The sequence below is a fragment of the Bradyrhizobium zhengyangense genome (assembly GCF_022012435.1).
In the GTDB taxonomy this organism is placed as follows: Bacteria; Pseudomonadota; Alphaproteobacteria; order Rhizobiales; family Xanthobacteraceae; genus Bradyrhizobium; species Bradyrhizobium zhengyangense.
Genome location: NZ_JAKLUA010000002.1, coordinates 464,626 through 478,933, shown reverse-complemented (window position 1 = coordinate 478,933; position 14,308 = coordinate 464,626). Strand labels below are relative to the sequence as shown.

At 63.9% G+C, this 14,308-nt stretch carries 11 protein-coding genes; 3 read left to right on the top strand and 8 right to left on the bottom strand.

Features of this window, described 5'->3' with window-relative positions; all coding sequences use genetic code 11:
- Positions 1-111: 111 nt before the first annotated feature.
- Positions 112-573 (top strand): Lrp/AsnC family transcriptional regulator, encoded by a 462-nt coding sequence (locus L6637_RS10635; RefSeq protein WP_237863629.1) that lies wholly within the window; start codon positions 112-114, stop codon positions 571-573.
- A 4-nt stretch (positions 574-577) separates the two neighbouring features.
- On the opposite strand, the gene L6637_RS10630 is transcribed toward L6637_RS10635, so the two are convergent.
- The 7 genes from L6637_RS10630 to L6637_RS10600 all read right to left on the bottom strand — a co-directional run bounded on the left by L6637_RS10630 (position 578) and on the right by L6637_RS10600 (position 9,868).
- A complete protein-coding gene (locus L6637_RS10630) occupies positions 578-1,657 on the bottom strand; it encodes a zinc-binding dehydrogenase (RefSeq protein ID WP_237863628.1) in 1,080 nt (359 codons plus the stop codon).
- Positions 1,658-1,717: 60 nt separating this feature from the next.
- Entirely contained in the window at positions 1,718-2,659 is a 942-nt protein-coding gene (locus L6637_RS10625; RefSeq protein WP_237870712.1) for a DMT family transporter, read from the bottom strand.
- 187 nt (positions 2,660-2,846) lie between these two features.
- Positions 2,847-3,686 (bottom strand): aldo/keto reductase, encoded by an 840-nt coding sequence (locus L6637_RS10620; protein WP_237870506.1) that lies wholly within the window; start codon positions 3,684-3,686, stop codon positions 2,847-2,849.
- A 299-nt stretch (positions 3,687-3,985) separates the two neighbouring features.
- Entirely contained in the window at positions 3,986-6,691 is a 2,706-nt protein-coding gene (locus tag L6637_RS10615) for a nitrate reductase (protein WP_237870504.1), read from the bottom strand.
- 15 nt (positions 6,692-6,706) lie between these two features.
- Positions 6,707-7,924, bottom strand: coding sequence for an NAD(P)/FAD-dependent oxidoreductase (locus tag L6637_RS10610; protein ID WP_237870502.1), 1,218 nt, complete (start codon positions 7,922-7,924; stop codon positions 6,707-6,709).
- A 10-nt stretch (positions 7,925-7,934) separates the two neighbouring features.
- Entirely contained in the window at positions 7,935-8,363 is a 429-nt protein-coding gene (locus L6637_RS10605) for a globin family protein (RefSeq protein ID WP_237870500.1), read from the bottom strand.
- Between the two features lie 122 nt (positions 8,364-8,485).
- Complete coding sequence (locus L6637_RS10600; RefSeq protein ID WP_237870498.1) at positions 8,486-9,868, bottom strand: MFS transporter; 1,383 nt, start codon at positions 9,866-9,868, stop codon at positions 8,486-8,488.
- A 686-nt stretch (positions 9,869-10,554) separates the two neighbouring features.
- On the opposite strand from L6637_RS10600, the gene L6637_RS10595 reads away from it, so the two are divergent.
- Positions 10,555-11,394, top strand: coding sequence for a formate/nitrite transporter family protein (locus L6637_RS10595; RefSeq protein ID WP_128953064.1), 840 nt, complete (start codon positions 10,555-10,557; stop codon positions 11,392-11,394).
- Between the two features lie 85 nt (positions 11,395-11,479).
- Positions 11,480-13,213, top strand: coding sequence for a bifunctional protein-serine/threonine kinase/phosphatase (locus L6637_RS10590; RefSeq protein ID WP_237870497.1), 1,734 nt, complete (start codon positions 11,480-11,482; stop codon positions 13,211-13,213).
- A 15-nt stretch (positions 13,214-13,228) separates the two neighbouring features.
- On the opposite strand, the gene L6637_RS10585 is transcribed toward L6637_RS10590, so the two are convergent.
- Positions 13,229-14,146 (bottom strand): intradiol ring-cleavage dioxygenase, encoded by a 918-nt coding sequence (locus L6637_RS10585; RefSeq protein ID WP_237870495.1) that lies wholly within the window; start codon positions 14,144-14,146, stop codon positions 13,229-13,231.
- Between the last annotated feature and the right edge of the window lie 162 nt (positions 14,147-14,308).

Sequence of the window (14,308 nt, the reverse complement as noted above, 5' to 3'; positions counted from 1 at the left end):
GGCGGATCATACGCCTGCCGGCGACGCCAGATTTCTCAATTTTTCGCGGCATATCCGCAGATATTGGGATATCATACCAATAACCGACCCAAAAATTCAGGTTTTATTCCAATGCCCGAGCTCGACGTCATCGACCGCAAGATCCTCTTCTATCTCCAGAATGACAGCCGCCTGACCATGCAGGAGCTCGCCGACAAGGTCGGTCTCTCGGTCTCGCCCTGCCATCGCCGGGTCAAGCTGCTGGAGGAGCGCGGCGTGATCTCGCGCTATATCGCGACCGTGGACCAGAAGGCGCTGGGGCTGCATGTCAGCGTGTTCATCTCGATCAAGCTGGCGCGGCAGAAGGAGGAGGACCTCAATCGCTTTGCCCGCGCCATCTCGAAATGGGACGAGGTGCTGGAGTGCTATCTCATGACCGGCAACCGCGACTATCTGTTGCGCGTCGTCGCCGCCGACCTCGCCTCCTACGAGACGTTCCTTAAGACCAAACTGACCCGGCTCGACGGCATCGCCTCGATCGAGTCGAGCTTTGCGCTCAGCCAGGTCAAATATTCGATCGCGCTGCCGGTGTAGGCCCTCACCGCCACGGCTGCACGATGATCTTGGTGTGCGCCTCGGGATTGGCGAGATCAGCGAACGCTTTTGCAACGCCGTCGATGCCGACTTCAGCGGTCACCATTGCCGCGGCGTCCACCTGCCCTTCCGCGATCAGGCGCAGCGATGCCGCAAACTCCTCCGGCGTGTAGCCGAGCACGTACTGGACGTTGAGCTCCTTCATGATGCCGAGCATAGGCTCGTTTCTGTCGCTCTCCATGCAGACGCCGACCACGACGATCTTGGCATCGCGCGGGGCGCCCTCGAACACCTGCTGCAGCAGGCCGGGCACGCCGACACATTCGAAGATGATCGCGGGCTTCAGCGCCGGCAGCATGGCCTGGAACGGCGGTCGCGCCGCCTTCTCGGCCTCCGACATCTGCGCGTGCTCGGCCCAGGTCGCATAAGGCTGCGACACCTTGGGGTCGACGACGATGTCGGCACCGAGCTTTGCGGCAAGCGCCCGTCGCGCCGGCGAATAGTCGGCGGCGACGATCGGGTGCAGGCCCTTGATCCTCAGCGCTGCGATCACGGCAAGCCCGACCGGGCCGCAACCGATCACCAGCGGCACCTCGCCGCCGCTTATGCTGGCTTTTTCGACCGCGTGAACGCCGACCGCGAGCGGCTCGGTCAATGCGGCGTGTTCCGGCGCAAGTCCGTTCGGCACTTCCAGCAGCAGCGGCTCGCTGAGCAGCATGTGCTCCGCATAGCCGCCGACAAGCTCGTTGGAATAGCCGATGCCCTTGATGCCCTCAGGCGTCAGCAGCGCAGGTAGCGAGCACACATGCGTGCCCGGCTTGAGCTTGCGCGTTGTGCCGGGGCCGTAGTCGACGATCTCGCAGCAGAACTCGTGGCCGAACACGACATCGCGCGACAGGTCCATCGGCGTGCGCCCGGTCTTCTTTGCCATCTCGACCATTCGCGGCGCGTGCTGGCGCGCGTGCAGGTCGGAACCGCAGATGCCGCAGGCGAGCGTCTTGACCAGCACCTGGCCGGGGCCGGGTTTCGGCTCCGCCATCTGACCGACGACAATCTCACCGTTCCTGAAAATCGCTGCGCGCATCCGGCTCCTCCTGCTTCATCGGAGCCGTTGATAGCACGTATCAGCGCAAGCGAACTTGCGTCAGGGGTTCGGAGACCGTGCTGCCTGCACCAAAACCTGGGCGCGGCGGACACGCTCGCGGTGAGCGATGTAGAGCCCGCTGGCGACGATGAAGGCCGCTCCCGTGACGGTCCAGACATCAGGCAGCTCGCCGAAGACGAAGAAGCCCAGAATGCTGACCCACAGCAATTGCGTGTAGGAGAACGGCGCCAGCACCGAGGCGTCGCCGTAGCGATAGGCGAGCACGATGATCCACTGCCCGACGGTGGAGGCCAGGCCGATCACGATCCCGAGCCCGATGCCTGTCCAGGTCGGTGTGACCCAGACGAACGGCACCATCACGGTGAGGATCGCAACGCCCGTGAGCGCGGAATAGGCCATCGTGGTGAGAACGGCCTCGCGCCCGCTCATCATGCGCGTCATGATCAGCGCCGCGGCCCAGCAGAATGCCGAGATGATCGGGAAGAACGCCGCGGCGTGGAACGCGGCCGAGCCCGGACGAATGATGATCATCACGCCAATCAGGCCGACCCCGGTCGCGATCCAGCGGCGCATGCCGACCTTCTCGCTGAGGAAGATGATCGAGAGCGCGGTGACGAACAGCGGCGAGACGAAGCCGGTGGCCGAGGCTTCCGCGATGGGAAGGAAGCGCAAGCCGGTGATGAAGAAGAGCGAAGAGCCGAGCAGCGCCGTGCCGCGCATGATCTGCAGGCCCAGCCGCTCGGTCCGCATCGCATGCAGCGGCGAGCCCGGCAGCATCACCGGCAGGAACATAAGCGCGAAGGTGACGAAGCGAATCCAGGTGATCTCGATCGACGGCAGGCTCGATGACAAATATTTCGAGGTGACGTCAGAGCAGCCGAGGAAGATCGTCGACAGCAGCACCAGCGCGATACCTTTGAAGGGATGGTCGACGCGCGCAGGCGCACGGCGAGCCTCCTGCTTCTTCTCCGGCAAGGGCATGGGAATACTGTCGAGCCTTGCGGCTGCGGCGGGCGGCGGTGTCACTGGTAGACCTGGGAAAAATGCGAATCGAGACGGCCCATAAAAAACGCCAAATGCGCCGCGTTCACAACTTCCGAAAACAGGATGCCGATATGCGCTGACGTCCACGCGTGTCAACGTCCCGTTAATATTGCGCGTTTGTGCGCTACAGCATGGGTAGGCCGCGCGGCTTCGGGCCGCGCGGAAACGCCGCATCCAGTGCCGAAATCTCCTCTTTCGTCAGCACGAGATCGCCCGCCGCCGCATTTTCGCCGGCATGTTCCGCGGACGACGCCTTCGGGATCGCGAACACCGTAGTCGCACGGGTGAGGAAGCTCAACGCGACCTGACGCGGTGTCGCACGACGCGCCTCCGCAATGCGCGCCAACATCGCGCCGCCTTCGCTGCGCGCATCCGGAAAGTCATCGTGTCCGAACGGCGAATAAGCGACGACGGCAACGCCGTGCCGCTCGCACCACGGAATCACCGCGTGCTCGATCGCGCGTTCCTTCAGATGATAGAGCACCTGATTGCAGGCGATCTTGCCTTCGCCGGCAACGCCGAGAATCTCGTCGAGATCGTCAGCGTCGAAATTGGAGACGCCCCAGGATTTGATCTTGCCTGATGTCACCAACTCCTCGAATGCGGCGACGGTGTCTTCAAGATCATACGAGCCGCGCCAGTGCAGGAGATAGCAATCGAGGCTGTCCGTCTTCAGCCGCTTCAGCGAGCGCTCACAGGCCGTGATGGTGCCGCGACGCGAGGCGTTGCTCGGCAGCACCTTGGAGACCAGGAACACCTCATCGCGACGACCCGCGATCGCGTCGGCAATGACGGGCTCGGCATCGCCATACATCTCGGCGGTGTCGATATGGGTCATGCCGAGATCGAGCCCGCGCTGAAGCGCCGCGATCGCGCGCTTGCGGTCGCCATGGTCGAGATACCAGGTGCCCTGCCCAATCACGGAGACGCTGGCGCCTGACTTGCCGAAGGGTTTTGTGTTCATATTCGCTCCGACGCCGGTCTTTGGCTGAGACAAACTGCCGTCACGCTCAAGAGTTCAATCCTCTGATGTTTCGATCAGACGCGGCGGCGTTTCCAGGTTCATCATGGTTTATGCGGATGCTGAGGGCAGCGCGCCGAACCATAAGGCACAATCGCGGGCGCGTCGATTGGGGGTGGCAAGTTTGGGCTGGGGAGACGGCACCTGCGCGCTGCTCTCTTGTCCCGGACGCGCTGCAACGCGTCAGCGTTGCTGCGCAGAGCCGGGGCACGAGACCGTCTAGAAGACCACCGCCCGGAACTTCAGCTCGCCGCACCCGCGACCTTCGCCTGCTTCGCCGGCGCCAATTCCGTCGTCGCAATCAGGCGCTTCAGTTCGGGGATGCAGGAGCCGCAATTGGTGCCGGCCTTGAGTTTTGCGCCAATCTCGGCGGCTGTCCGCGCTCCGCTCGCGATCGTGTCGCAGATGGTGCCGCGGCCGACGCCGAAGCAGGCGCAGACAACAGGGCCGGTCGAGGCGGCGCCTTCGCTGGACTTGCCGGACAGCAGCATGCGGCGCTGGTCGTCGGTGACACGATCGGCCGCGAACACGTTTTTCACCACATCCCAGTCGCCGGCATCATGCGCGGGGCCGACGAACAGGCAGGTCTCGATACGATCGCCCGAGAACGAAGCCGCGCGGAAAACGCCGCCGCCGAAATCGCGATACTCAGCCACGTCCTCGCCGGCGGCACTCTCGAGCCAGGCCGGCCAGCGCGACAGGTCCGCGTTGTCGGCAAAGAGATAGCCGAAGCCGCCGCTGACCGTGACGCGCGTCCACAGCAGGTTTGGCGGCAGATCGAGCTGCTTTCGCGACAGCGCAAAACCGCGGAAGACGAATTCATACGGCGCGATCGCAGCTGGCGTCGCCTTCGATTCCGGCTGGCCCGAGAACGGATCGGTGAAGGATTGCACCAGCGCACCGACACGCCCCTGTGAGGCGTTCATCGCGCTCCAATGGATCGGTACGAACAACGTACCGCGCTGTTGGCGTTCGCTGACGACGACCTTCAGGATGCACTGGCCGTAATCGGTGGTGATGCGGGCATAGCCGTCATGAGCGATACCGTATTTGCCGGCGTCGTCAGGATGGATCTCGACGAAGGGCTCGGGTAGATGCGCGCCCAGCCGCTGGCTGAGTCCCGTGCGCGTCATGGTGTGCCACTGGTCGCGGATGCGCCCGGTGTTGAGCCTCATGGGACGCGACGGGCCGGTCTCGCCGCGCAGCGCCGGCACCTCGGGCGCAACGAAGCGGCCCTTGCCGTCATTGGTGAAGAAGCCACCTTGCGCGAAGAAGCGCTCTCCCGGTTCTCCGCCTTCTCGCGCCGGCCACTGCACCGGCTTCAAGGCGTCGAAATCCTCGTCGGACATCGACGTCATCGCGCCGATATCGAAATCGCGGCTGCCATTGTTCTCGAAGGCCGAGAGCGCGGCATGCTCGCGGAAAATCTCGGCGGCGGATTTGTAATCGAAGCTGTCGCCGAAGCCGAGACGCTTGGCGGTCTCGCTGAGAATCCACCAATCGGGCCGCGCCTCCCCGGGCGCCGGCAGGAACGAGCGCTGGCGCGAGATGCGGCGCTCGGAATTGGTCACCGTGCCCGACTTCTCGCCCCACGCCAGCGCCGGCAACAGCACATGCGGGCCGGCTTCGACCGTATCGTTGCTGAGCACGTTCTCGGACACGACGAACAGCTCGAGCTTCTTCAGCGCCTCGCGCACGATGTCCGCGTCGGGCACCGACACCGCGGGATTGGTGCCCATCACCCACAGCGCCTTGACCTCGCCGCGGTTGATCGCCTCGAACAGCTGCACTGCCTTCAGCCCCTCATGGGTGGCGATACGCGGCGCCTTCCAGAACCGCCTGACGCGGTCGATGTCGGGCGGCGTGAAGCCCATGTGCGCGGCGAGCATATTGGCGAGGCCGCCGACCTCGCGGCCGCCCATCGCATTGGGCTGGCCGGTGAGCGAGAACGGCGACGCGCCCGGCTTGCCGATGCGGCCCGTGGCGAGATGGCAGTTCAGGATCGCGTTGACCTTGTCGGTGCCCTGCGCCGACTGGTTGACGCCCTGCGAGTACAGCGTCACGACGCGGGTCGTGTCGCGGAACATCCTGAAGAAGGTGGCGACGTCCTGCTCGGAAAGCCCCGTCGCCAGCGCGGTCGCGGTGATGCTGCCGGCGATGTTGCGCGCACGCGCCAGCACGTCGTCGAAGCCCGAGGTGTTGTTCGCGATATAATTCTGATCGAGCGCGCCATTGTCGGCGAGATGAACGAACAGGCCGGAGAACAACGCGGTGTCGGTACCGGGCTTGAGGCCGAGGAACAGGTCGACGTCGCTTGCGGTGTCGGTGCGGCGCGGATCGATCACGATCATCCGCGCGCCGCGCTCGGCGCGGTTCTTCAGCATGCGCTGGAACAGCACCGGATGACACCAGGCGGCGTTCGAGCCGACAAACACGAGGAGATCGGCCTGGTCGAGATCCTCATAGCAGCCCGGCACGGTGTCGGTGCCGAAGGCGCGGCGATGGCCGGCGACCGAGGACGACATGCACAGCCGCGAATTGGTGTCGACGTTGGCGGTGCCGACAAAGCCTTTCATCAGCTTGTTGGCGACGTAATAATCCTCGGTGAGGAGCTGGCCCGACAGATAGAACGCGACCGCGTCGGCGCCGTCGCGCGCGACGATATGCTTCATGCGATGCGCGACATGGTCGAGCGCATCGCTCCAGGCCACGCGTTCGAGCACGCCTTTGCAGCGGATCATCGGATAGAGAAGCCGGCCCTCCAGCCCGATGGTCTCGCCGAGCGCGGAGCCCTTCGAGCACAGCCGGCCGAAATTGGCGGGATGGTCAGGATCGCCCGCGATCGCAGCGCCACCCGCGCCATCCGGCGTTGCAAGCACGCCGCAGCCGACGCCGCAATAGGGACAGGTCGTCTTGGTGGTACGAAGCGAGGGATCGATCGCCGTCATATCAAGCCGCCTCCATCAAGCAGCTTTGGAAGGACGCGCAAGCGCACGGCCGAACATCATGTCAGCGCGAATCCCTGCGATCTTCTCGCGGGTGCGGATCAGCTCGAGATACCAAAGCGCGTCGGCGGTCTCGCCGATCAGCACGGCGCCGGTGAGGCATCCGTCCGAGATAACGAGCTTCTTGTAGGTGCCGCGGCGGCGGTCGGTCAGCACGAGACTCTCGCTGCCTTCACCGCCCATGAAGTCGCCTGCCGAGAACACGCTGACGCCGGACACTTTCAGATTGGTCGAGACCACGCTGCCCTGGTAGGCGGCGAGGCGTCCGCCGAGATGCCGGGCCAGCACGCGCGCCTGCTCATAGGCCGGCTCAACCAGACCGTAGCAGGTGCCGCGATGCTCGGCGCATTCGCCGAGCGCGTAGATGTCGGGAGACGCCGTCTGCATCACATCGTTGACGACGATGCCGCGGTTGACCGCGATGCCGGCGTCCTTGGCGAGCGCAACGTTGGGCCTGATGCCGGCGGCGAAGATCACGGCGTCCGCCTCGATGCGGCTGCCGTCGGCCAGCTCCACGGCTTCGACATGGTGCTCGCCGTGAATGCGCGCGGTGGAGGCGTTGAGCATGACCCGGATGCCCTTGCGCTCGACCAGCGTCTTGAGCAGATCGGCGGCTGGCCCATCGAGCTGGCGTTCCATCAGCCGGTCCATCAGATGCAGCAGGGTCACGGGCGCACCGGCCTTGGCAAGGCCATAGGCCGCCTCGAGGCCGAGCAGGCCGCCGCCGACCACGACGACGCGCTTCTTCGCTGCCGCCAGCGTCAGCAGCAGATCGACGTCGCGGGTGTCGCGAAAGGTGTGCACGCCGGCAAGATCGGCGCCTGCTACGTTGAGCCGCAGGGGCGTCGATCCCGTCGCGAGCACGAGCTTGGAATATTCCATGCTCTCTTCACCCGCGATCTTGAGCTCGCGACGGCCGGTATCGATTTCGGTGACGCGATAGCCATAGCGCACGGTGACGCCGCGATGGCGCCACCAGTCTGCCGGTCGGAGCTCGATCTCGTGCGAGCCGGTCTCGCCGGCCAGCACGGATGAGAGCAGCACCCTGTTGTAAGCGAGCCGCGGCTCTTCGCCGATCACAGCGACCGCATAGCGGCCGAGCGCGGTCTTGGCGAGCTCGTCGACCAGACGCGCGGCTGCCATACCGTTACCGACGATGACGAGCGGTTCACTCACAAGGCATCTCCTATTCGGCGGCCTGCGCCTGTGGGCCATAGGCCTCTGAAATCATGTAGCCGGACAGCACGCCGTAAGCGTCGGTCCAGGCGGTTGCGAGTTCGGGCGTCCAGGCCTCGCCGAGGCCCTTCTCCAGCGTCCACAGCAGCGTCGCACCGACCACGGGATAGTGCTCGGCCTTGGCGCCGTAAGCGACGTGACGCTTGGCGAGCGCGGAGGCCGCGGGAAGAATCGTCTCGAGATTGGACAGGCCTCCGACGACAGCGGCGAGCATGCCCATCAGCTTCTTGCGCTGCTCGGTCATGTCCTCGGGAAACATCGCGCGCACGGGGGGAGCGACCTCGAACAAGCGGTCGTAGAACAGCTGCGAGGCTGTTTCTGAAATCGGTGCGACCTTGGAAAAGCTCTGCTGCACGAGGGCGATCTGCTGTGGCGTCATGATGGTCTCCTGTCTGTTTCGGTCTGCCTTTGTCCGCGCCGTTGCGGAAAAAGTTCATGGGTCAAACGTCATCAGAGCGGCTTCTCCCCGCGTACGGGGAGAAGCGTGTTTCATGTCAAATCTCACACACGCGCTTCGGCAAGGCTTGGCGCGCCTTCAGCCTGCGAGCTGCGACGCAGGTAGAACCACCAGGTCAGTCCGAGGCAGATGGCGTAGAACGCGAGGAAGATCGCGAGCGCGAGCTGCGGACCCCCGGTCGCGGCGATCGACTTGCCGAAGCTGCTCGGGATCAGATAGCCGCCGACGGCGCCAACCGCGCCGATGAATCCGACCGCCGCACCGCTCTCGATGCTCGCCGCCTTCAGTGCCATCGCGCGCGCCGCGTCGCCCTTGCCGCGCACCTTGAACAGGTTTTCTTCGCGGAAGATCGACGGGATCATGCGGTAAGTCGAGCCGTTGCCGATGCCCGTCGTCAGGAACAGGATCAGGAACATCGACAGGAAGCCGGTGAAGTCCTTCTGCCCGACGAAATACAGCACGCCGATCGTGGCCGCCGCCATCGCGATGAAATTCCAGAAGGTGATGATCGAGCCGCCGACCTTGTCCGCGAGCCAGCCGCCGAACGGACGCGACAGCGAGCCGACCAACGGACCGAGGAACGCAATCGAGATCGTGACCGTCGGAAACTGGGTCTTGATCAGCAACGGAAACGCGGCGGAGTAGCCGATGAAGGAGCCGAACGTTCCGATGTAGATGAAGGCCATGATCCAGGTGTGCTTGCGCTTGACGATCGCGAGCTGGTTCTTCACCGACGACTTGGCCGAGGTCAGGTTGTTCATGAAGAACACCGCGCCGAACACCGCGACCGCGATCGGCAGCACCCACATCAGGCCCGCGTTCTGCAGATAGACACCGCCGACCGGCGTCGCCTGGAACAGGTTGATGACGGCGAGCGTCATCAGGATCGGTGTCAGCAACTGCACGCTGGAGACGCCGATGTTGCCGCCGGCCGCATTAAGGCCGAGCGCCCAGCCCTTCATCCTATCCGGAAAGAAGAACGAGATGTTGGTCATGCTGGAGGCGAAATTGCCGCCGCCCAGACCCGCCGTGGAAGCGATCAGCAGCATCAGCCAGAACGGCGTCTCGGGCTGGCTCACGAAGTAGGCGAGCGACAGCGTCGGAATGAATAGGATCGCTGCGCTGAAGATGGTCCAGTTGCGGCCACCGAAAGTGGTCACCGCAAACGTATAGGGGAAGCGCATCAAGGCGCCGATCAGGCCAGGGACGGCCACGAGCTGGAACAGCTCATCGGTCGAGTAGTGGAAGCCTGCCTGCGGCAGCTTGGTCGCGACGATGCTCCAGATCAGCCACACGGAGAAGCCGATATGCTCGGCCACGATCGACCAGATCAAGTTACGCCGGGCGATGGTCTTGCCCGTCGCATTCCAGAATGCCTCATCCTCCGGTCTCCACTCTGAGATCCAGGTCGGACTGTCTTCCCTCATTGGAAAATCCCTTTCGCTAGGAAGGCGCGACACCGACAAATCGCGGACGCAAAGAGGCACGCTCGGGGAAAGCCCCCGATTGGGCGGTGTCACAGATTGGTTGATTGCTTGTGACGGCGTCGATGGCGTCAAAACTCGTAATTCAAGCCTTGTGCCAACGGCGCGCACCAAGAAAATACAATTATAAACAATGGCTTAGACTAGTTGATGAATCTTTAGGCTGGCCTATAATTGCATCAAACTTCGGCTTCGCGCTCAATTCTTGAATGCTGATTCGCCCGTTGATTGTGCGTCGCACAAGAGTTGTGCAGTCGCCCGATTTTTCGCCACAGGCCCGATTTGGTGCCCGAAATGAGCGAATTCGCACTGAGCAAGCCCCGGCAAACCGGGCGTAGAACCCCGTGAAGAACCGGACCGGGCGGCCGCGCCTTTGGCACATCGATTGCTTCGTAACGTGCAGGTCAACGATGACTGCAGTGCGCCCGGGGTAGCGAGCTTCCGACGGCCACTAGGGTAGCGAAACCTGTTCGCTGAACCGCGAAGCGCGGTCATCGTGACGCTATCCCGGTGCATGCCGATATCGCCCAGGTCGCTCCCGCCCCGCGAGGTGCAGTTCATCGTGTTGGCCGTGGCGCGGTCGGGCAACGGTCGCGTCTCAAGGGGTCACACGCACAAAGGAACTGACGATGTCGTATCTCGCACCTTCGGAATTCGTCACCAAGATGGTGGACGCTGGGGAATCCAAGATCTTCATGTCCACCCGGGATACGGTCATCCGCGCCTATATGGCCGGCGCCATCCTGGCACTCGCGGCGTGGTTCGCCGTCACCATCAACGTCAACACCGGCCAGCCGATCGTCGGCGCGCTGCTGTTTCCGGTCGGCTTCTGCATGCTCTATCTCTTGGGCTTCGACCTTCTGACCGGCGTCTTCGTCCTCTCCCCGCTCGCGCTGCTCGACAAGCGGCCCGGGGTCACGCTCGGCGGCGTCCTGCGCAACTGGGGTCTCGTCTTCATCGGCAATTTCGGCGGCGCGCTGACCGTGGCCTTCATGATGGCGTTCGTCACGACCTTCGGCTTCACCCAGGACCCCGATAAGGTCGGCACGGCGATCGGCAATATCGGCGAAGGCAGAACGCTTGGCTATGCCGCGCACGGCGCGGCGGGCATGGCAACGCTGTTCATCCGCGGCATGCTCTGCAACTGGATGGTCTCGACCGGCGTCGTCGGCGCCATGATTTCCACCACTGTCCCGGGCAAGGTCATCGCGATGTGGATGCCGATCCTGGTGTTCTTCTACATGGTGTTCGAGCACTCCGTGGTGAACATGTTCCTGTTCCCGTCGGGGCTGATGCTGCATGCCAAGTTCTCGATCCTGGACTATTTCATCTGGAACGAGATCCCGACCGTGCTGGGCAACCTCGTCGGCGGCCTCGCCTTCACCGGCCTGACCCTCTACACCACGCATGTGCTGACGAAGCCGAAGCGTGAGGTGGCGGCGAAGAGCCAGCCGCGCGCAGCGGCCTGAGCGATCGCTATTCAAACGAGGGAGTGATGTCCGACAAGGGAGCTTTGCCTGCTAGGGTGAGGCTCCCTTTGCATTGGTGGCGAGGATGGGCCGGGGCTTGCAAATTTCGATTGGGCAGCACTCCGACAAGGGGCGCAAGCCGGTCAACCAGGACTTTCACGGCGCGCTGATCCCGACCGAGCCGATGCTGAGTCTCAAGGGCATCGCCGTCGTGCTGGCCGACGGCATCTCGAGCAGCGCGGTGAGCCAGGTCGCGAGCGAGTCGGCGGTCAAGAGCTTCCTGACCGACTACTACTGCACCTCGGAGTCCTGGACGGTGAAAAATTCAGCGCGGCGGGTCCTGGAGGCGACCAACTCCTGGCTGCACGCGGAAACCCGACGCAGCCAATATGCTTACGACCGCGACAAGGGCTACGTCTGCACCTTCACGGCCATGGTCATCAAATCGACCACGGCCCACATCTTTCACGTCGGCGACTGCCGGATCTATCGCGTCGCCGGCAAGGCCCTCGAGCAGCTCACGGACGATCACCGGATCATCGTCTCGTCCGAGCAGACTTATCTTGGCCGCGCGCTCGGGATCAATCCACAGATCGAAATCGACTACCAGGCGCTACAGGTCGAGCCCGGCGACATCTTCCTGCTGGCGACAGACGGCGCTTACGAATTCGTCGATCATCGCTTCGTCACGAGTACCCTTGCGGCCTCTGCCGCCGATCTCGATGCGGCCGCGCAAACCATCGTCGAGGAGGCCTATCGGCGCGGCAGCGACGACAACATCACCGTGCAGATCCTGCGCATTGATCAGGTGCCGCAGGCGGGCTCGGTCGATATGTTCGGCGGCACGGCCGAACTGCCGCTGCCGCCCCTGCTGGAGCCGCGAGCCTTGTTCGACGGCTATCGCATCGTCCGCGAAGTGCATGCCTCCAGCCGCAGCCACATCTACCTCGCCGTCGACACCGAGACCGAAGAGATGGTCGCGCTGAAGATACCGTCGATCGATCTGCGCGACGATCCCGCCTATCTCAAGCGTTTCCTGATGGAGGAGTGGATCGCGCGCCGGATCGACAGCCCCCACGTCCTCAAGCCGCGCTCGCGGTCCAGACGGCGCAACTACCTCTACGTCGCCACCGAGTTCATCGAGGGACAGACACTGAGGCAGTGGATGCTGGACAATCCGCGTCCCGACCTCGAGACCGTGCGCGGCATCGTCGACCAGGTCGCGGCGGGCTTGCGCGCCTTCCACCGCATGGAGATGCTGCATCAGGATTTGAGACCCGACAACATCCTGATCGACAAAACCGGCACGGCGAAGATCATCGACTTCGGAGCGGTCAAGGTCGCCGGCGTCGTCGAGGCGGCCCCCAGTCCGGCTGACGCCGAGATCCTCGGCACGGTCCAGTACACGGCGCCGGAATATTTTCTCGGCGAAGGCGGCTCGCCGCGGTCGGACATGTTTTCGCTGGCCAGCATCTGCTACCAGATGCTGACCGGAGAGCTGCCTTACGGCGCTCAGGTCGCGCGGATCAAGGGACGATCGGATGCTTGGAAGCTCAGGTATCGCCCGGCCAGCCACGACGACCGTGCCGTCCCCGTCTGGATCGACGGTGCGCTGCGCAAGGCGCTGCATCCCGATCCCAACAAGCGCCACGAGGACCTGTTCGAATTCACCTACGAACTCAGGAACCCTAACCCAGCTTATCTCGGCACGCGGACCACGCCCCTGATCGAGCGCAATCCGCTGCTGTTCTGGAAGGTGACGACGGTGACGCTGGCCTGCGTCGTCGTCGCGCTCCTCGCTCTGCTGCACGCGCGCTAGCAGGGCCGATGCCGCTCAGGCCGGCTCGGCCGCCTTCGTCCCCAGCGGCTTCGGTGCGATGCCACCGCCCGGCTTGAGGTGGAATTCGTAGCTCATCAGGTGCCACTTCCCGTTCGCCTTGCCGCCGTCGGGCATCTCAGGCTCGTTGCGCGGCTCGACCTTGGCGACGAGGTCGTCCTTGACGCCGAACACCACGTCGGAATCGAGATATTTGTCGCCGTCCATGAAGACGTGGGTGATCAGCGGCTCGTAGCCCTTGGCATTGACCAGGAAGTGCACATGCGCGGGCCGCATCGGATGGCGCTTAGTCTGCACGATCATCTCACCCACCGGCCCGTCGGTCGGAATCGGATAGCTGCACGGCAGGATGGTGCGGAAGAAGAAGCGGCCGTCGCTGTCGGTGATGAAGCGCGCCCGTGCGGAGGCGCCGACCTCGTCGTAATTCGCCTTCTGGGAATCGTAGAAGCCGTCATCGTCGGCGTGCCAGACGTCGACCGGGACGTTCGCGAGCGGCTTTCCCTGGAGATCGGTGACCCGGCTCTGCACGAACATCCGCTCGCCCGTGAGGTTGTTCGGCGAGATGTCGGTGCCATGGGCGGTGACCTTGTGCTCGCCGACATAGAACGGGCCAAGCACCGTCGTCTGGGTCGCGCCGTCGCGGTCGCGATGGTTGACCGCGTCGACCAGCATGGAGACGCCAAGGACGTCCGAGAGCAGGATGAACTCCTGGCGGGTGTCGGTGCATTTCTGGCCGGTGCGCGTGAGAAAATCGATGGCGTAGTCCCACTCCTCGAAGGTGAGACCGGTCTTGCTCACGTAATCGTGCAGCGACTTCACTAATTCCTGGAGCAGGAATTTCGCACGCGGATCTGGCGTGTTGTCGAAGCTTTTGACGACGGCTTCGGTGAGTTCGGTCTCGTTGAACTGGGTCATGGCGCGTTTACCCTGGATTTTCTCGTTGGCCCGGCTGGGCTCTTTGGCGGCGTTCCAGAGCGGAGCCTACACCACCGCCCGGCCCCGCGTTAAGCGCGACAAGCTTGGAATAAGGTCGTCATTTCGGCTATCAACGCCTGACAAAACTGCCCGGAGGAACTG